Genomic DNA, 16,648 nt, shown 5'->3' with positions numbered 1-16,648 from the left:
ATCCCCTCTTCTTTTTCTCCGCGTCTCCGCGCCTCCGCGTGAATCTTTTGACCGACATTTTCCTGGGGCAAGCAAACACCGTGAGCGACACGAACACCGACTGGGCCGACGCACTCGAAGGCCCGAAGAAAAAGCCGATGAAGCGCGGCACCAAGATTTTCCTCTGGCTCTTCGCCGCCTTCGTCGCCTGGGCGACCCTCTCGAACGCGAGCTTCCTGGCCCCCGACCCCGTCGGCAAGCCCCGGCTCATTGCGCACCGCGGCGTCTATCACCTCTACGACAAGCGCGCGGCGGTGGGCCGCGACACCTGCACCGCGCGGCATATCACCCCGCCGAGCCACCAGATTTTCGAGAACACCCCCGAATCGATGCGCCTCGCGGTCGGCTATGGCGCCGCGATGGTCGAGGTCGACGTCGCGCCGACGAAGGACGGCCGCATGGTGCTCTTCCACGACTGGACCGTCGACTGCCGCACCGAAGGCAAGGGCGCGACGCGCGACCTGACGCTCGCCGAGCTACAGGCGCTCGACATCGGCTATGGCTACACCGCCGACGGCGGCAAGACCTTCCCGCTGCGCGGCAAGGGCGTCGGCAAGATGCCCACCGTCGAGGCGGGGCTCGCGGCGCTGCCGGTCCACCCGATCCTCTTCAACTTCAAGTCGAAGAACCCGACCGAAGCCGACCAGCTCGTCGCGATCCTGAAAGCCGCGGGCCGCGATAGCGCGAAGATCGGCGACGCCTTCTACGGCCACGCCGCCCCGGTGAAGCGCATGCGCGAACTGCTGCCGAAGAACTGGGCGTTCGACCTCAAGAGTGAGGCGATGGCGTGCTCGAAGGATTATGTGACCTATGGCTGGACGGGCATCGTCCCCGAAAGCTGCCGCAACGGCACCCTCGCGATCCCGGTCAATTACCAATGGGCCTTCTGGGGCTGGCCCGACCGGCTGATCGCGCGGATGGACAGCGTCGGCGCGAAGGTGATCGTCTTCGGCCCCTATGAGAGCGGCAAGTCGAACGAAGGCCTCAGCGACCCGCGCCAGCTCGCGAAGATCCCGTCGAGCTTCAACGGCTATATCTGGGTCGAGGACATCGCGAGCATCGGCCCGGCGCTGAAGCCGCGGCAGAAGTAATAGCGCGTAGAGCCGCAGAGGCCGCAGAGATTCTGGTTCACGCGGAGACGCGGAGGCGCGGAGAAGAAAGGGGATGGCGGCTTCGCCGCCTTCATTCTCTCTCCTCTGCGATCTCTGCGCCTCTGCGCGAATCCCCTCTTCTTTTTTCTCCGCGTCTCCGCGCCTCCGCGTGAACCCATAACCACGCCGACCCATAAGCTTTGCGCCCACGCGAATCTGCGCTAAGCGCCGCGCACCATGACCGACAGCACCTCCGCCCCCGAGCAGCGCGACTATCGCGACACCGTCTTCCTGCCCAAGACCGACTTTCCGATGAAGGCCGGCCTGCCGCAGAAGGAGCCGGCGATTCTCGCCAAGTGGATCGCGGGCAACCTCGAGGGCCAGATTCGCGAAAGCCGCAAGGGCCGCGAGCAGTTCATCCTCCACGACGGTCCGCCCTACGCCAATGGCGACATGCACATCGGCCATGCGCTCAACCATATCCTCAAGGACATGGTCGTCCGCACCCAGACGCTGAAGGGCAAGGACGCGCCTTACGTCCCCGGCTGGGACTGCCACGGCCTGCCGATCGAGTGGAAGGTCGAGGAGCAATATCGCAAGAAAAAGCTCAACAAGGACGAAGTCCCGGTCGAGGAATTCCGCGCCGAATGCCGCGCCTATGCGCAGCATTGGGTCGACACCCAGCGCGAGCAGCTGAAGCGCCTCGGCATCGGCGGCGACTGGGACCGCCCCTATCTCACGATGGATTATGAGGCCGAGGCCACCATCGTGCGCGAGCTGCTCAAATTCGCCGCCAACGACATGCTCTATCGCGGCGCCAAGCCGGTGATGTGGTCGCCGGTCGAAAAGACCGCGCTCGCCGAGGCCGAGATCGAATATGAGGATATCGTCTCGACCCAGATCGACGTCGCGTTCGAGATCGTCGATAGCCCGATCGCCGAGCTGGTCGGCGCGCAGGCGGTGATCTGGACGACAACGCCGTGGACGATCCCGGTGAACCAGGCTTTGGCCTATGGGCCGGATGTCGAATATGTTGTGGTCGATATCGTCGGCGGGGAAGATTCGACCAGCGTTAAGTCTATGGGCCGCTATCTCATCGCAGAAGCGCTACAAGCTGAGTTCGCGCAGCGCGTTGCCATGCAGATGGCGTCGTTTACCGATCTCCAGCCGGTTTGGCGCGGCAAAGGCGCCGACCTCGCCGGCACCATCGCCCGCCACCCGATGCACGCGCTCGGCGGCTTCTTCGCGCGTCCGCGCCCCTTCCTCGCGGGCGATTTCGTCACCACCGACAGCGGCACCGGGCTCGTCCATATGTCGCCCGACCATGGCGAGGATGATTTCGACCTCTGCAAGGCGAACGGCATCGACCCCGTCTTCGCGGTCGAGGGCGACGGCAAGTACCGCGCCGACTGGGGCTGGCTCGGCGGCCAGGGCAGCGTGATCAACCCCAAATTCAACGCCCCCGACGGCCCGATCTGCAGCGACCTGCGCGACGCCGGCGGGCTGCTCGCGGCCTCGGCCGATTACCAGCACAGCTATCCCCACAGCTGGCGCTCGAAGGCCAAGGTCATCTATCGCTGCACCCCGCAATGGTTCGTGCCGATGGACAAGGTGATGACCCACATCGAGCCCAAGGCACCGCGCGAGCAGCGCTGGGAATCGGAAGGCGGCGCGATCAACCCGCATGAAGAGGACCTCTGCGACGCGCCGACGCTGCGTGCAGCAGCGATGCACGCGATCGAGCGCACGCGCTTCGTCCCCGAAAAGGGCCGCAACCGCATCGGATCGATGGTCAAGGACCGCCCCGACTGGGTGCTCAGCCGCCAGCGCGCCTGGGGCGTGCCGATCACGCTCTTCGTCGATCGCAAGACCGGCCAGTATCTGAGCGACCCGCAAGTCAACGACCGCATCGTCAACGCCGTCCGCGAGGGCGGGGTCGATGCGTGGAACGACGCGCGCGCGCAGGAATATCTTGGCGACGCATACGCCGCCGCCGATTACGAGCGCATCACCGACATTCTCGACGTCTGGTTCGATTCGGGCTGCACCCACGCCTTCGTGCTCGAAAGCGGCAAGTGGCCCGCGGTCGTCCGCCACGACGGCGGCACGCACAGCGCCGACCTGTATCTGGAGGGCAGCGACCAGCATCGCGGCTGGTTCCAGTCCTCGCTGCTCGAAAGCTGCGGCACGCGCGGGCAGGCGCCTTACAAGGCGGTGCTGACCCACGGCTTCACGATGGACAGCAAGGGCTTCAAGCAGTCGAAGTCGCTCGGCAACACCACCGATCCGGTCAAGGTGATGGAAACCAACGGCGCCGACATCATCCGCCTATGGGCGCTGTCGGTCGATTTCACCGAGGACCACCGCATCGGCGACGAAATCCTGAAGGGCGTCGCCGACCAGTATCGCAAGCTGCGCAACACCTTCCGCTACCTGCTCGGCGCGCTCGACGGGTTTACGGAAGAGGAACGCATCACCGACGTCGCGGCGATGCCCGAGCTCGAGCGCTATATGCTCTCGCTGCTCGCCGACCTCGACGCGAAGATGGCGCAGGCGGTCGACGATTTCGACTTCAACAGCTACACGCGGCTGCTCACCGATTTCTGCAACGAAGACCTGTCGGCCTTCTATTTCGATATCCGCAAGGACGTCCTCTACTGCGACCTCGGCCCCGCCGCGCCGCTCGGCACCGACACCCGCCGCGCGTACCGCAGCGTGCTCGATGTGCTGTTCCACGCGCTCGTCCGCTACGCGACCCCGGTGCTGGTCTTCACCGCCGAGGAAGTGTGGGGCACGCGTTATCCGGAAGCGGGCAGCGTGCATCTGCTGGAGTGGCCGAGTGTCGACGCCGCCTGGAACGACGCCGCGCTCGCGGCCAAATGGGCGGGCGTGCGCAGTCAGCGCGAAGCGGTAACCGAGGCGATCGAACCCTATCGCCGCGAAAAGACGATCCGTTCGAGCCTTGAGGCGGAGGTCACCATCCCCGACCCAGCACTCGATCCGGCGGCGCTTGAGGAAGTGTTCATCGTCTCGGTCGCCCGCGCCGGTGCCGAATTGACCGTCACGCGCACCGAAAACCACAAATGCGGCCGCTGCTGGCGCCACCTGCCCGAGGTCGCCGAGGACGGCGCCTTGTGCAATCGCTGCGACACGGTATTGAGCTAGGTCATGACAAAAAGACGTTCGCCGCACCTCCGGTTCGGCCTGTTCATCGCGCTGATCGCCTTCCTGCTCGACCAGTTCAGCAAATGGGTGATCATCACCCCGCTGTCGCTCGAGCTGAAGCGCGTGGTCACGATCCTGCCGATCTTCGACCTGCGCTGGGCCGAAAATTGCGGCATTTCGCTGTCGATGTTCGCGAGCTGCACCGAAACGACGCGCTGGACATTGGTCGCGGTCACCGCACTCGTCGCGCTCGCGGTCGCCTTCTGGATGACCGTCGAAAAGGCGAAGGGCGACGTGATCGCGCTCGCGCTGATCTTCGGCGGCGCGCTCGGCAATATCGTCGACCGCACCCGCTACGGCTATGTCGTCGACTTCGCCGACCTGCATTTCGGCGAATTCCGCCCCTTCATGATCTTCAACGTCGCCGATGCGTGCATCACCATCGGCGTGCTTTTGCTGGTTGCGCGCGCGCTGCTCTTGCGCGAAAAGGCGCCCGAGGCGGACGCGTCGACCGACAAGCCCGCCGCCGAGTAAACGGGGCGCATCAGGAGTTTTTCAAGTGAACCGGACCACCGCCATCCTTAGCGCCGCCCTGGCCGCCTCGACGCTCGCGGCGTGCGGGTCGAACAATCTGTTCAGCCGCGACCGCCCCGACGAAATGCGCGTCTCGCGCCAGGCGCCGCTGATCGTGCCGCCCGACTATTCGCTGACCCCGCCCGCCCCCGGCGCCGCGCGCCCCGGCGGCGAGACCACCGCGGAACAGACGCTGCGCGCGCTCTTCGGCGGCGCCGCGCCACGCAGCACGACCGAAGCCGCGGTGATCGGCAGCGCCGACGGCGCGCGCGCCGACCCCGGCATCCGCAGCCAGGTCGGCAGCCCGACCACCGAGGTCGTCGACAAGGGCCTCGTCACCCGCGACATCCTCTTCGCCCCCGAAGGCGATGGCCGCGACGCCAGCGCCTCGATCCCGGGCGCGTAAAGCCAAACAATATTTGCTGGAATCGGGCGGCCGCGGCCGCCCTTTTTCATGCGCGGCGCCCGGACGGCACGCGACCGAGCCGCCAAGTCGCGCCCGCTTCGTGCCTTCGTGTGAGAAACGGAGGACAGCGCGCCCCTCGAAATCTCACACAAAGACACAAAGAGGGCAGCCTTCCCTTCGCACCTTTGCGCCTTTGCGTGAGATTTTTCTCACGCTGCCGAGCGGGCTCAGCTGAACAGGCTCGACAGCACGAACATCGCGACCAGGCTCTCGATCATCGCGCGCGACGCATGGCCGAAGGCGCGCAGGCGTCCGCATTTGAGGTGCTGGTTGAACCACGCCGTCTGCAGGAAACCGAACCACAGCAATCCGAACAGCGCGAGCGCGCCGCCCGCCAGCACCGACCAATCGTGCGCCAGCTTGACCAGGATCACCGCGCCGCCCAGCATCATCGCGAGCACCGCGGCGACATAGCATTGGCTGTAGAAGGGCGCGCGCAGCGTGTCGCGGTTGACCTGCAATGTCTGCGCGCGGACCATCCGCGTCGCCATCATCACCGGAAACAGGCTGTACATCACGATGCGCAGGATGATCAGGTCGGTGTTGTTGCTGACGAAGGCCGACAGCCCGACCTTGCTCGCGACCACCGCGTCGTTGCCGACCAGCGCGATCTCGGCGGCGTGGACGATGATCAGCGACAGGAGCAGGAACAAAGGCGGGCTCAGCGTATCGGTATATTGCTGGTCCGACGCATCGCCCTGCTCGCTGTCCGAATAATCCATCATCTGCAGCGGCCGCACCAGCGTGCGCCACAGGGTGATCGGATAGAAGACCAGCCACGACATCACCTCGTAGAGCAATTCGTCGAGCGATTGCAGGAGGTTGAAGAAGTTCATGCGGCCGTCGCCCCCTCTTCCGTTCGCCCTGAGCTTGTCGAAGGGCCGTTCTTTCTTTCAACCGTCGAAGGAAGAAGGACGGTGCTTCGACAAGCTCAGCACGAACGGAGGTCGGGCTCTGGCCCCTCGCCCCTCACCCTTCTGCGTGTTTGAAAAACTTAGCCCGATCGATCGAAAGCCTCTTGGATCAGTTTGCGAAGTGCACGGGATTCCATATCCGCTTCCTTGAGCATCTCTTCAATCTTATCCCGCTTTTTCCAGTAGCTTTGCCAAAGGGCGGCCGGCGCCAGCCTTTCGATGTCGATCGCCTGCAATCGCCCGAGCCGCTCAAACTCCTCCAGCTTTGCGATCCGTTCTGCGAGGTCCAAGCACCCTCTCGCCTGGGGAGATCTTTTGCTACTCGACTGCAGAAACTCGCGCCAATGCTTGGAGCCCTTGGAAGAATTGCAATCGCCGCAAGCCGGAACCCTATTCCAGGCGCTATTGATATAGCCCGATGGCCGCTTTTTCTTAACATATGCGTGGAGATGGTCCCAAGTGCCGCCATGCGCACCACAATAGACACAGGATCGCCGCTCCGCCGTTTGCCCGAAAAATTCAAGTACAGCTCGCTCGTCTTGCGCATTTGGCTTGGGATCGGGGAGAACGCTCTGCACGAAGGCATTTGTTACCGATGTTTCGCGGCTCCGAATCGTCCTTGTGCCACCCCTGCCGCTCAAGCCCTAACCCCCGCTTCCTCCACACCCGCGCTGTTGTGGCGCAGCGCCTTCAGCACCGTGTCGACGATCTGCGGTGCGTTGAGGCCCGCCTGGTCGTACTGCAATTCGGGCTTGTCCTGGTCCTGGAACATGTCGGGCAGGCGCATCGTGCGCAGCTTCAGCCCTGCGTCGATCAGCCCCTCGTCGCTCGCGAGCGTCAGCACATGCGCGCCGAGCCCGCCGACGCTATTCTCCTCGATCGTCACACAGACCTCATGGCTCGCGAGCGTCTTGCGAATGAGCTCCTCGTCGAGCGGCTTGGCGAAGCGCAGGTCGATCACGCTGGCCGACAGGCCCCTCGCCTCCAAAGTATCCGCCGCCTTCAGCGCCTCGGCGAGCCGCGTGCCGAGCGACAGGATCGCGACCGCCTTGCCCTGCCGCACGACGCGCCCCTTGCCGATCTCGAGCTTCAGCGGAACCTCGGGCAGCGGCACCCCGGTGCCGTTTCCGCGCGGGTAGCGGAAGGCGATCGGGCCGGCATCATATTCGGCCGCGGTGTAGGTCATATGGACGAGTTCGGCCTCGTCGGCCGCGGCCATCACCACCATGTTCGGCAGCGTCGCCAGATAGGTGACGTCGAACGACCCCGCATGCGTCGAGCCGTCGGCGCCGACCAGCCCCGCGCGGTCGATCGCGAAGCGCACCGGCAGGTTCTGGATCGCTACATCGTGCACGACCTGGTCGTAGGCGCGCTGGAGAAAGGTCGAATAGATGGCGGCAAAGGGCCGCATCCCCTGCGCCGCGAGCCCCGCGGCAAAGGTCACCGCATGCTGCTCGGCGATGCCGACGTCGAAGGTCCTTGTCGGATGCGCTTTCGCGAATTTGTCCACGCCCGTTCCCGACGGCATCGCCGCGGTGATCGCGACGATGCGCTTGTCGGTTTCGGCGAGCTTCGCCAGCGTCTCGCCGAAGACATTCTGATACTGCGGCGGCCCGGGAGGCGCCTTCGCCTGCACGCCCGTAATGACGTCGAATTTCTGCACGCCATGATATTTGTCCGCCGCGGCCTCGGCGGGGGCATAGCCCTTGCCTTTCACCGTCACCGCATGGATCAGCACCGGGCCATGGTCGCTGTCGCGGACATTTTCGAGCACCGGGATCAGATGGTCGAGATTATGCCCGTCGATCGGCCCGACATAATAGAAGCCCAGCTCCTCGAACAGCGTCCCGCCCATCGCCATGCCGCGCGCATATTCGTCAGTCTTCTTCGCCGCCTTGTGCAGCGGCTCGGGCAATTTCCGCGCAAAGCGCCGCGCGATCTCGCGCAGCTCGACGAAGGGCCGCGACGACACCAGCTTGGCGAGATAGGCGCTGAGCCCGCCCACCGGCGGCGCGATCGACATGTCGTTGTCGTTGAGGATCACGATCAGCCGGTTGCCCGCCTGCTGCGCATTGTTCATCGCCTCATAGGCCATGCCCGCCGACATCGACCCGTCGCCGATCACCGCGATCGCGCGCCCGGGCTCGTCCTTGAGCTTGTTGGCGATCGCAAAGCCCAGCGCCGCGCTGATCGAGGTCGACGAATGCGCCGCACCGAACGGATCATATTCGCTCTCGCTGCGCTTGGTGAAGCCGCTGAGCCCGCCGCCGGTGCGCAGCGTGCGGATGCGGTCGCGGCGCCCGGTGATGATCTTGTGCGGATAGCATTGGTGCCCGACGTCCCACACGATCTTGTCGCGCGGCGTGTCGAACACATAATGGAGCGCGGTGGTCAGCTCGACCACCCCCAGCCCCGACCCCAGATGGCCCCCGGTCGTGCCGACCGCGCTGATCATCTCGGCGCGCAGTTCGTCGGCGAACTGGCGCAGATTTTCGGGCTTCAGCTTGCGGAGGTCGGCGGGGATATCCACCGTGTCGAGCAGCGGTGTGGACGGACGATCGGTCATTCTTGTTCCTTGGATATACCCCCCTCATAAACCCTCGGAATTCACCTGTCGAACAAGTTCGCGCCGACGCGGTTTTGCGCGCGGGATCGCCGCGACAATCGCGGTCGATCGCGATCGCCGCGAAAACGGGCCCGATTCCAAGTGCATCAATCCATCAACTATAATCGCGATCAGTATATGGATCATGATTTGATTTAGGATTCGACTCCATCCTGCCATATTTTCTATATCGATCCTGAAAGGGAGGGTGGTGGCTATGACGACATTTGTGGTTTTTGCTCCCAGAGACCGGATCGAGAACGAAAAGTCCCTCGCAAGCTTCGATGCTTTTCAGGACGTCGTCGCCAGCCGTACGGTCCGCGTCCAGGAAGCGGCGGCTCCGGTTCTTTCCGCGGTGGCGAAACTCGGCGAAGAGGCGGGCGTCGCCCGCGTGCGCGATGCGGCGAATGTATCGCTGATGGAAATCGGGCATAGCGAGATGATGAGCGGCGACGCCGTCGACGGGCCGGATCCGCTCGAGGCGGTCGCGGCCACCAGCAAGGTGAACATGCTTCCCGCGGTCGGCGGCCTGATCCTGCAAGACGCCAAGGCCGAAGAGGTCGCCCGGTTGCGCGACGCCGGTTTCGAGGTCGTCGAGAACAAGCGCTACTATTATGTGCCGCCCGAGCCGGTAGCAGCGGACGGGATGGCGGCGGATGCCGGCGCCGCGCATCCGGCCGAGGCCTGGCATCTCGGTCACTGCGGCGCGCTCGGCATGCACGCCGCCGGCTTCGACGGGCAGGGCAGCTGCATCGGCATCCTCGACACCGGCATCGACCCGGACCACCCCGAATTTGCCGGCAAGCGGATCGCCTTCGCGCGCTTCGACAAGGACGGGAACGTCGTCGGGACCGCGCCGGTCGATACCGGCGACCATGGTACCCATGTGTCGGCGATCGCCGCCGGGCACAGTGTCGGGGTGGCCAAGGCGGCCGATCTCGCGGTCGCCGCGGTGCTGACCTATCGCAGCAACGGGCGGAACAGCGGGTTCCTCGCGCAAATCCTCGCCGGTTTCAACTGGCTGGTGGGCAACCCCACCGCCGGTGCACCGCCGCCGCCCGAGGTGACGGTCGTCAACGCCTCGCTGGGCGGCAAGGGATATCGCCCCTATCTGTATCAGTCGATCCGCACCGCGCGCGACGACCTCGGCATCCCGTTCGTCGGCGCGATCGGCAACGCCGGGCACGGCGGCATCAACCGTCATGGCAGCCCCGGCAATTATGACATATCGATCGGCGTCGGCGCGGGCGACATCGACGACCTGGTGGCCGATTTTTCCGACTGGGGTACGGTCACGCAATTCGGCAACCTCGCCAAGCCCGACCTTTGCGCGCCCGGCGTGGCGATCCACTCGGCGATTCCCGGCGGGGGTTATGCGCCGAAAAACGGCACGTCGATGGCCGCGCCCTGTGTCGCCGGGGCGATTGCGCTGATCCTGCAACAAATGCCGCATCTCGATGGCGACGTTGCTGCGCTCGAGCAGGAGGTTTATAGCCGCATCGTGCCGATGAGCGTCGCGGCTGGCGTTCGGGCCGGGCGGGGACGACTTGCCCTATAGGCCGGTCGATCCCATGTCGTGACCATTGGAGGTTGACGATGGACTTGTCGGATGGTGCCGAACGCGAACTGGCGCGGACGCCCGATGGCCGAAGATTGTCGTTCGTGATCGAATGGAAGGATCCGCCCGTCCTCGGCCCGCGGATGCCGCTGGAATCGCGAAGCGAGCGCCGCGAAGCGCTGCTCGCCGCGATGAACGCGATCAAGCAACCCTTATTATCGACGCTCGCCGGCTTTCCGTTCGTCGAAGTGCTCGACCTTGCCGGCACCGGTCAGGCGGTCGTCAAGGCACCCGCCGAACGGTGGCGGACACTGGTCGAAAGCCCGTCGCTCAAGGCGGCGGGCGTCCGGATCCTCCCCAATGAGGAATTTTATTCGGACTGATCCTGGTTGGGATCGGAGTCAATCGTCGCCGGACGGCGCATCGCCTTCGCCTTCATCCTCGCGCCGTTTCGCTGCGTCGACCTGCGCATAGAGCCCGCGCACCATCAGGTCGGTGAAGACCAGCATAACCCCGATCATCCCGACGAGCAGCGCGACCGCCGCGACCGGAAAGGGCCCGATTTCGGTCAGCACCCCGCGCCGCATCGCCACCGCGAGCAAGGCGGCGACAAGCATCAGCGCATAGCCGGCAAAGCGCGGTTTGCGGCTCATGCCCGCGCCTCGCGCCCGGCGCCATAGGCCTCCATATCGACCGCCATGACGTCGGCCTCGATGTCGCGCCGCGCAACATAGCGCGCCGCATCCCTGAGGTCGCGCGCCAGATGCGGCTTGAGCCAGGGCGCCGCCGCCATCGGGTCGCGCCCCGCCAGCGTCTCGCTGATCGCCAGCGCGGTCATCAGCGCGCGCTCGGACAAATAGCCCTGCCAGCCCGACAGGTACCAGCCGCCGCCGATCGAGGTGCCGACATCGTCCTTGGTGTGATAGCCGTAGCGCGCGCTGTTGCCGAGGAAGATGCCGAAGCCCAGCCACACCGCGGTCAGGTCGGTCAGCAATTCCTCGCATTCGGCGCCGCCGGGCGCGGCGCGCATGGTCCCCGTCATGAAATAATGTGCGGTCTCGTGCCCCAGCGTCGCGACCAGCGCGCCCTCGTCGGCGAGCTGCGCGCGGCTTGCGACGATTTCGGCGAGCCAGCCCCCTTGGCCGTCGTCGACCAGCTGGAAGGTCCCCGCCGCGGCACGCCCGCTGTGGGTCACCGCGGTCGTTCCCGACACCGGGCCGTGGCTGCGCGCGCCGTCGTCCATCACCAGCCGCACCGGCCACGCGCCGATCCCCGCGATCGCCATCACCTGCCCCAGCAATTCGGCGGCGCGCGCGTCGCCCGTGCACCGGCTGTCGGGAAAGCAGTCGCCGTCGGGGGTCGCCAATATCCCCGTCCGATGGGCGTCGATCCCGCCGAATTCCTCGAGCAGCCAGCGAAAGCCCGCGAGCTGCCATTCCCATTCCTCCGCCGACAGGGGCCGCTTCGGTCCGAACAGCCCCATCAGCGGTTCAGGCGCCCGCAAGGCGCGTCGAAGCAGAAGATGGGCGACATGGCGCTTAGCATGGGAACTAAATCGCGCCCCGGCAAGTCTCTGTCTTTCCAAGCCCCCTTGCGTCGCTTACACGAATGTCACGAGGGGCAAGACCAACAGGAACCATAGAACCCATGCCGATGCCCGCCTTCTTCTCCCGCCTGGCCCTTCCGGCGCTGATGCTCGCCGCCGCCGCGCCCGCGCAGGCGATGGACGGCCCGCTCGGTTACGATCTCGCCGCGCTCGGCGGCAGCGAGGTCGCGCCGGGCCTCCCCGCGCCCGTGCTGCCCGCGCCGGCCGCCTATCTGCAGGACCGCGAGATCGACGAGGCGATCCTGCTGCCCACCGCCTCGCCCGAGGGCGACGACGACGACCGCAAATGGGCGCGCGACTATATTTCCATCGCCGGCGGGGTGATCACCGCGCCCAGCTACAATGGCTCGGACGACCGCGTGATCCTGCCCGGCTTCTATCTCCGCGGCCGGCTCGGCGGTTTCGCCTTCTCGACCCGCGGGACCAATTTCCAGGTCGATTTGATCCGCCAGAAGCGCGGGCAGAAGACCGATTTCAAATTCGGCCCGATCATCAACCTGCGCAGCGACCGCACCGGCCGGATCAAGGACGCGCAGGTCGAGGCGCTCGGCGAAAAGAAGATGGCGGTCGAACTCGGCATCTCGACCGGCATCACCCACACCGGCGTCGTCACCAGCGGCTACGACCAGGTCGGCGTCCGCCTCGTCGGGCTCTATGACGTGTCGGACAAGCACGGCAGCTGGGTCGTCTCGCCGACGGTCGACTATGGTACGCCGCTGTCGAAACGCGCCTTCATCGGCGTCTCGGCGTCGATGAACGTCTATGGCAAGGGTTTCGGCCGCTATTATTTCGACGTCGACCCGCTCGGCGCCGCGGCGAGCGGGCTGCCCGTCTACAACCGCGCTGGCGGCAAGATCACCGCGGGCAAATATACGCTCGGCGTCGCCGGCGCCTATGGCCTGTCGGGCGACCTGCGCAAGGGCTTCGTGCTGATCGGCGGCGCGCAGTACGGCCGCATGCTGGGCCGCTACGCCGATTCGCCGATCGTCGCCGACGCGGGCAGCGCCGACCAGTTTCTGGGCGGCATCGGCCTCGCCTATCAATTCTAGACGGGTCTGATCGGGCCCATCTTCGTTCCGGGGGGAAGCGAAGTGGAAGAAGAGCAAATCCTGCGCCTGATGCCGTGGTTCTTCGCCGGCATCGGCGCGCTCTTCGCGGGTATCGGCCTGTGGATGGCGAAAAGCGAGATGCGCGGCCGCCGCTGGCACGAGGTCGAGGGGCGCATCATCGGCCACGACAGCCACTGGAGCCGCGACAGCGACGGCGACACCACGCTGATGCACACCGCGCTGATCGAATATCGCCTCGCGGGGGTGACCAAGCAGATGCGCGACAGCCTGTCGACCAACCATCCCAAGCCCGTCGGCGCCGCGATGCGGGTGCGCTACAATCCCGACGACCCCAGCGACGTCATGATCTGGGCGCCGATGCGCAACGGCTGCTTCATCGGCATTTTTGTAGGGCTGGGCCTGCTCTTCGTCGCGATCGGCACGATCTGGATCGTGGTGGCGGGGGCCTATTAACGGCCAGCGGGCGCTTCGGCGCGAATGTCGGCGAAATTATTTCGCGCAAAGACGCAAAGGCGCAAAGAAGATGGCTCGCGGCCGAAAGGCCGCTTTCTCATCAGCGCCGCGTCCATGTGCAAGGGCCAACCAACAAAACCGATTCGCGGTAAACGCTTCTTCTTCGTGTCTTTGCGTCTTTGCGCGAAACAAAAAAACCTGATTCATCGGCTTCGAACGAAACGCGCTAAGCAAGCCCGTCCAGCTAAGCCAGCCCCGCCAGCCGCAACCGTGCCTTCATGGCGTCGACGAACAATCGCACCGAGGGCAACGCCGCGCGCGAGGGTTCGAACAGCAGGTGCACCGGCAGCGCGGGCGGCTGGTCGGGCGTCAGCAGCGAGATCAGCCGCCCGGCGTCGACCGCATCGGCGACCTGGTAGCTCAGCAGGTTCGCGATCCCCACCCCCGCCTCGGCCGCCGCCATCGCGCCGTCGACGGTGTTCACGACCAGCCGCGCGCGTCCCTCGAGCTTCAGCCGCCGCTCGGCGAACTGCCACTCGCTGCCCGCGCGCGGCCCGTCCATCGCGATCAAAGCATGGTTCGCCAAATCCTCGACCGCCCCCGGCGCGCCGTGCCGCGCCAGATAGGCGGGGCTCGCGACCAGCATCTGGCGCACCGTCCCGATGCGCACCGCCTTCAGGCTCGAATCGGCGAGCGGCCCGATGCGCAGCGCAACGTCGATCCCCTCCTCGACGATGCGCACGTTGCGATCGACCAGCATCATCCGCGCGCTCAGCGCGCGATGCTCGGAGAGCAGCGCGCTCACCACCGGCAGCATATGCAGCCGCCCGAACATCACCGGCGCGGTGAGGTAGAGCTGCCCGCGCGGTTCGGCCGCGGCGCCGCGCAGCGCGCGTTCGGCCCCCGCGAGGTCGGCGAGGATGCGCCGCGCCTCGCCGAGGAAGGCCGCGCCGGCATCGGTCAGCACCACCGCGCGCGTCGACCGATGGAACAGGCTCGTCCCCAGCCGCGCCTCGAGCGCCGCAATCCCGCGTGTCACCGCGGGCGGCGAGCTGCCGAGCTTGCGCGCCGCCGCCGCAAAGCCGCCCTCGCCCGCCACCGCGACGAACATCTCGAGCGTGAGGAGCCGGTCCATCGATTATTCCACTTTCCGGAATGAAGTCCTGCCATCTTCACCGATTATCGCGCAGCGGGCAATGACCTACATCGGCTCCAGCGAACGAAGGCATCCGCCCCCTCCCGGCCTTCGTTCGCGCTTTCCTCGACAAGGATCCGCGCCATGGCACGCAATTACCGGACCACGCTCTTCAACGACGACGTCCAGCGCCTGCAGGAAATCCACGGCTCGCGCGCTTCCTATGCCAAGCTCGACGCGGGCGCCGACGGCGCGCCCGACCTGCTCACCGCCAAGGAGATCGATTATATCGCGCTGCGCGACAGCTTCTATATGGCCAGCGTCACCGCCGACGGCTGGCCCTATATGCAGCATCGCGGCGGCCCCGCGGGCTTCCTGCGCCATATCGAAGGCAACCGCATCGGCTTCGCCGACTATCGCGGCAACAAGCAATATATCAGCACCGCGAACCTGATGCGCGACGACCGCGTGTCGCTGTTCCTGATGGATTATCCCAACAGGGAGCGGCTGAAACTGCTCGGCCATGCGAAAAGCATCGAGCGCGACGACGACCCCGAGCTCGTCGCCTCACTGATGCCCGGGGGCTATCGCGCGGTGCCCGAGCGCGCCTTCCTGATCGATGTGATCGGCTGGGAATGGAATTGCTCGCAGCACATCACCCCGCGCTTCACCGAGGCCGAAATTTCTGCGGCGATCAAGCCGATGGCGGCCGAACTGGGTCAATTGCGCGCCGAACTCGCCGCGCTTCGTGCAGAGAAGGACAAGACATGAGCCAAGCCTGGACCCAGGGTGCGCACCACATCGGGCTCGCCGTGCGCGACGTCGCCGAGGCGCGCGACTTCTTCGTCGACGCATTGGGCTACAGCGTCGCCGCCGAGCGCCCCGACTATCCCGCGATCTTCGTGACCGACGGCACGACGCTGCTGACGCTTTGGCAGGTCGCCGACCCCGCGAGCGCGGCCCCCTTCGACCGCCGCGCCAACATCGGCCTCCACCATCTCGCGCTCCGCGTCGCCGACCTCGACGCGCTGCGCACCGTCTTCGCGCGTGTGCAGGGCCATCCCGGCGCCCGGATCGAATTCGACCCCGAACCGATCCGCGAAGGGTCGACGACACATCATTTCATCTGCGCTATGCCCGGCGGCATCCGCATCGAATTCGCCACCCCCTTCGCCTGAAAAGTCGGAAGAGAATAGGAGCGCGCCCATGCCTTATGTGAACATCCGCATCACCCGCGAGGGCGCGACGCCCGCGCAGAAGGCCGAGCTGATCGGCGGCGTCACCGCGCTGCTCCAGCGCGTGCTGGGCAAGAACCCCGCGACCACCGTGGTCACGATCGACGAGGTCGATTTCGAGAATTGGGGCATCGGCGGGCTGCCCGTGCTCGACTATCGCGCGCAGCAAGCCGCCGCCGCGAAGGAGGCCGGGCGATGACCGCCCCGAACAGCGCACCGGCCTTCGCGCTGATCATGCTGCTCACCGGGATCGGCATCCCGATCCTCGCCGCCTTGAACGGCGGGCTCGGCGCGCGGCTCGGCAGCCCGATGGCGGCGTCGATGATCCTCTTCGGCCTCGCCTTCCTGATCGCGGCCGCGGGTGCGCTGCTCACCGGTTCGGTCGGCCAGATCCGCTTCACCAGCGACATCGCGCCGCAATTCTACTTCGGCGGGCTGTTCGTCGCCTTCTACGTCATCGCGGTGACCTTCATCGCGCCGAAGTTCGGCGTCGGCAACGCGATCTTCTTCGTGCTCGTCGGCCAGCTGGTCAGCGCCGCGACGATCGACCATTTCGGCCTGTTCGGCGCGATGCGCTCGGCGATCGACGTGAAGCGCGTCGCGGGCATCGGGCTGATGATCGCGGGCGTGTATCTGGCGCGGCGTACCGGCTGAGGGCGGGTTTCGGGCGGGAGCGGTCATTCTAATCCTCCCTGCGGCGAAGCCGTGGGGAGGGGGACCACCCGCAGGGTGGTGGAG

The 16,648-nt window shown here is 66.0% G+C and carries 18 protein-coding genes; 12 read left to right on the top strand and 6 right to left on the bottom strand.

From position 1 onward, the window contains the following. Positions 1-80: 80 nt before the first annotated feature. The 4 genes from ATE62_RS13355 (at position 81) to ATE62_RS13340 (ending at position 5,274) form a co-directional block, all read left to right on the top strand. Positions 81-1,130, top strand: a complete 1,050-nt coding sequence (locus ATE62_RS13355) for a glycerophosphodiester phosphodiesterase family protein (RefSeq protein ID WP_058818532.1) — start codon at positions 81-83, stop codon at positions 1,128-1,130. Between the two features lie 237 nt (positions 1,131-1,367). Next, complete coding sequence (gene ileS, locus ATE62_RS13350; protein ID WP_058809908.1) at positions 1,368-4,295, top strand: isoleucine--tRNA ligase; 2,928 nt, start codon at positions 1,368-1,370, stop codon at positions 4,293-4,295. A gap of 3 nt (positions 4,296-4,298) precedes the next feature. Further along, positions 4,299-4,829, top strand: a complete 531-nt coding sequence (gene lspA, locus ATE62_RS13345) for a signal peptidase II (RefSeq protein WP_058809907.1) — start codon at positions 4,299-4,301, stop codon at positions 4,827-4,829. Between the two features lie 25 nt (positions 4,830-4,854). After that, a complete protein-coding gene (locus tag ATE62_RS13340; RefSeq protein WP_058809906.1) occupies positions 4,855-5,274 on the top strand; it encodes a DUF3035 domain-containing protein in 420 nt (139 codons plus the stop codon). A 227-nt stretch (positions 5,275-5,501) separates the two neighbouring features. Here ATE62_RS13340 and ATE62_RS13335 read toward each other — a convergent pair whose 3' ends face one another. The 3 genes from ATE62_RS13335 to dxs all read right to left on the bottom strand — a co-directional run bounded on the left by ATE62_RS13335 (position 5,502) and on the right by dxs (position 8,814). Then, positions 5,502-6,170 (bottom strand): hypothetical protein, encoded by a 669-nt coding sequence (locus tag ATE62_RS13335; RefSeq protein WP_058809905.1) that lies wholly within the window; start codon positions 6,168-6,170, stop codon positions 5,502-5,504. A 158-nt stretch (positions 6,171-6,328) separates the two neighbouring features. Continuing rightward, the gene (locus ATE62_RS13330) at positions 6,329-6,538 is read right to left on the bottom strand and encodes a hypothetical protein (RefSeq protein WP_058809904.1); all 210 of its coding nucleotides are present in this window, start codon (positions 6,536-6,538) and stop codon (positions 6,329-6,331) included. A 347-nt stretch (positions 6,539-6,885) separates the two neighbouring features. Further along, complete coding sequence (gene dxs / locus ATE62_RS13325) at positions 6,886-8,814, bottom strand: 1-deoxy-D-xylulose-5-phosphate synthase (protein ID WP_058809903.1); 1,929 nt, start codon at positions 8,812-8,814, stop codon at positions 6,886-6,888. A 256-nt stretch (positions 8,815-9,070) separates the two neighbouring features. Here dxs and ATE62_RS13320 point away from each other — a divergent pair, with 256 nt between their 5' ends. Together ATE62_RS13320 and ATE62_RS13315 are read left to right on the top strand one after the other, a co-directional pair. Next, positions 9,071-10,411 carry a S8 family serine peptidase gene (locus ATE62_RS13320; RefSeq protein WP_058809902.1) on the top strand — a complete coding sequence of 447 codons (1,341 nt, stop codon included), beginning with the start codon at positions 9,071-9,073 and terminating at the stop codon, positions 10,409-10,411. A 38-nt stretch (positions 10,412-10,449) separates the two neighbouring features. Next, entirely contained in the window at positions 10,450-10,794 is a 345-nt protein-coding gene (locus tag ATE62_RS13315) for a hypothetical protein (RefSeq protein ID WP_058809901.1), read from the top strand. 18 nt (positions 10,795-10,812) lie between these two features. On the opposite strand, the gene ATE62_RS13310 is transcribed toward ATE62_RS13315, so the two are convergent. Together ATE62_RS13310 and ATE62_RS13305 are read right to left on the bottom strand one after the other, a co-directional pair. Continuing rightward, positions 10,813-11,064, bottom strand: coding sequence for a hypothetical protein (locus ATE62_RS13310; RefSeq protein ID WP_058809900.1), 252 nt, complete (start codon positions 11,062-11,064; stop codon positions 10,813-10,815). Next, on the bottom strand, positions 11,061-11,894 hold the full coding sequence (locus tag ATE62_RS13305) for a hypothetical protein (protein ID WP_058809899.1): 834 nt from the start codon (positions 11,892-11,894) through the stop codon (positions 11,061-11,063). The genes ATE62_RS13310 and ATE62_RS13305 overlap by 4 nt, the downstream gene beginning before the upstream one ends. Before the next feature lie 164 nt (positions 11,895-12,058). Between ATE62_RS13305 and ATE62_RS13300 the strand changes: the two genes are divergently transcribed. Then, on the top strand, positions 12,059-13,066 hold the full coding sequence (locus tag ATE62_RS13300) for a MipA/OmpV family protein (protein ID WP_058809898.1): 1,008 nt from the start codon (positions 12,059-12,061) through the stop codon (positions 13,064-13,066). Positions 13,067-13,108: 42 nt separating this feature from the next. Beyond that, on the top strand, positions 13,109-13,540 hold the full coding sequence (locus tag ATE62_RS13295) for a DUF3592 domain-containing protein (RefSeq protein WP_058809897.1): 432 nt from the start codon (positions 13,109-13,111) through the stop codon (positions 13,538-13,540). A 244-nt stretch (positions 13,541-13,784) separates the two neighbouring features. Here ATE62_RS13295 and ATE62_RS13290 read toward each other — a convergent pair whose 3' ends face one another. After that, positions 13,785-14,675: a LysR substrate-binding domain-containing protein gene (locus tag ATE62_RS13290; RefSeq protein WP_058809896.1), complete on the bottom strand. Its 891-nt coding sequence runs from the start codon at positions 14,673-14,675 to the stop codon at positions 13,785-13,787. A gap of 144 nt (positions 14,676-14,819) precedes the next feature. Between ATE62_RS13290 and ATE62_RS13285 the strand changes: the two genes are divergently transcribed. The 4 genes from ATE62_RS13285 to ATE62_RS13270 are packed head-to-tail and all read left to right on the top strand — an operon-like array spanning position 14,820 to position 16,564. Further along, the gene (locus tag ATE62_RS13285; protein ID WP_058809895.1) at positions 14,820-15,446 is read left to right on the top strand and encodes a pyridoxamine 5'-phosphate oxidase family protein; all 627 of its coding nucleotides are present in this window, start codon (positions 14,820-14,822) and stop codon (positions 15,444-15,446) included. Continuing rightward, positions 15,443-15,853, top strand: coding sequence for a VOC family protein (locus ATE62_RS13280; protein WP_058809894.1), 411 nt, complete (start codon positions 15,443-15,445; stop codon positions 15,851-15,853). Before ATE62_RS13285 ends, ATE62_RS13280 begins: the two co-directional genes overlap by 4 nt. A gap of 28 nt (positions 15,854-15,881) precedes the next feature. Next, positions 15,882-16,109 carry a tautomerase family protein gene (locus tag ATE62_RS13275; RefSeq protein ID WP_058809893.1) on the top strand — a complete coding sequence of 76 codons (228 nt, stop codon included), beginning with the start codon at positions 15,882-15,884 and terminating at the stop codon, positions 16,107-16,109. Next, on the top strand, positions 16,106-16,564 hold the full coding sequence (locus ATE62_RS13270; protein ID WP_058809892.1) for a DMT family transporter: 459 nt from the start codon (positions 16,106-16,108) through the stop codon (positions 16,562-16,564). Before ATE62_RS13275 ends, ATE62_RS13270 begins: the two co-directional genes overlap by 4 nt. Positions 16,565-16,648: the final 84 nt, after the last annotated feature.

It is taken from the genome of Sphingopyxis sp. HIX (genome assembly GCF_001468285.1).
Classification (GTDB): domain Bacteria; phylum Pseudomonadota; class Alphaproteobacteria; order Sphingomonadales; family Sphingomonadaceae; genus Sphingopyxis.
This window is presented reverse-complemented; position numbering and strand designations above follow the sequence as displayed.

Coding starts and splice junctions, on each gene's coding strand:
- lspA (WP_058809907.1), top strand. CDS start 4,299: ATGACAAAAAGACGTTCGCCGCACCTCCGGTTCGGCCTGTTCATCGCG.
- ATE62_RS13335 (WP_058809905.1), bottom strand. CDS start 6,170: ATGAACTTCTTCAACCTCCTGCAATCGCTCGACGAATTGCTCTACGAG.
- ATE62_RS13285 (WP_058809895.1), top strand. CDS start 14,820: ATGGCACGCAATTACCGGACCACGCTCTTCAACGACGACGTCCAGCGC.
- ATE62_RS13275 (WP_058809893.1), top strand. CDS start 15,882: ATGCCTTATGTGAACATCCGCATCACCCGCGAGGGCGCGACGCCCGCG.
- ATE62_RS13270 (WP_058809892.1), top strand. CDS start 16,106: ATGACCGCCCCGAACAGCGCACCGGCCTTCGCGCTGATCATGCTGCTC.
- ATE62_RS13315 (WP_058809901.1), top strand. CDS start 10,450: ATGGACTTGTCGGATGGTGCCGAACGCGAACTGGCGCGGACGCCCGAT.
- ATE62_RS13320 (WP_058809902.1), top strand. CDS start 9,071: ATGACGACATTTGTGGTTTTTGCTCCCAGAGACCGGATCGAGAACGAA.
- ATE62_RS13310 (WP_058809900.1), bottom strand. CDS start 11,064: ATGAGCCGCAAACCGCGCTTTGCCGGCTATGCGCTGATGCTTGTCGCC.
- ATE62_RS13300 (WP_058809898.1), top strand. CDS start 12,059: ATGCCGATGCCCGCCTTCTTCTCCCGCCTGGCCCTTCCGGCGCTGATG.
- ATE62_RS13305 (WP_058809899.1), bottom strand. CDS start 11,894: ATGGGGCTGTTCGGACCGAAGCGGCCCCTGTCGGCGGAGGAATGGGAA.
- dxs (WP_058809903.1), bottom strand. CDS start 8,814: ATGACCGATCGTCCGTCCACACCGCTGCTCGACACGGTGGATATCCCC.
- ATE62_RS13280 (WP_058809894.1), top strand. CDS start 15,443: ATGAGCCAAGCCTGGACCCAGGGTGCGCACCACATCGGGCTCGCCGTG.
- ATE62_RS13290 (WP_058809896.1), bottom strand. CDS start 14,675: ATGGACCGGCTCCTCACGCTCGAGATGTTCGTCGCGGTGGCGGGCGAG.
- ileS (WP_058809908.1), top strand. CDS start 1,368: ATGACCGACAGCACCTCCGCCCCCGAGCAGCGCGACTATCGCGACACC.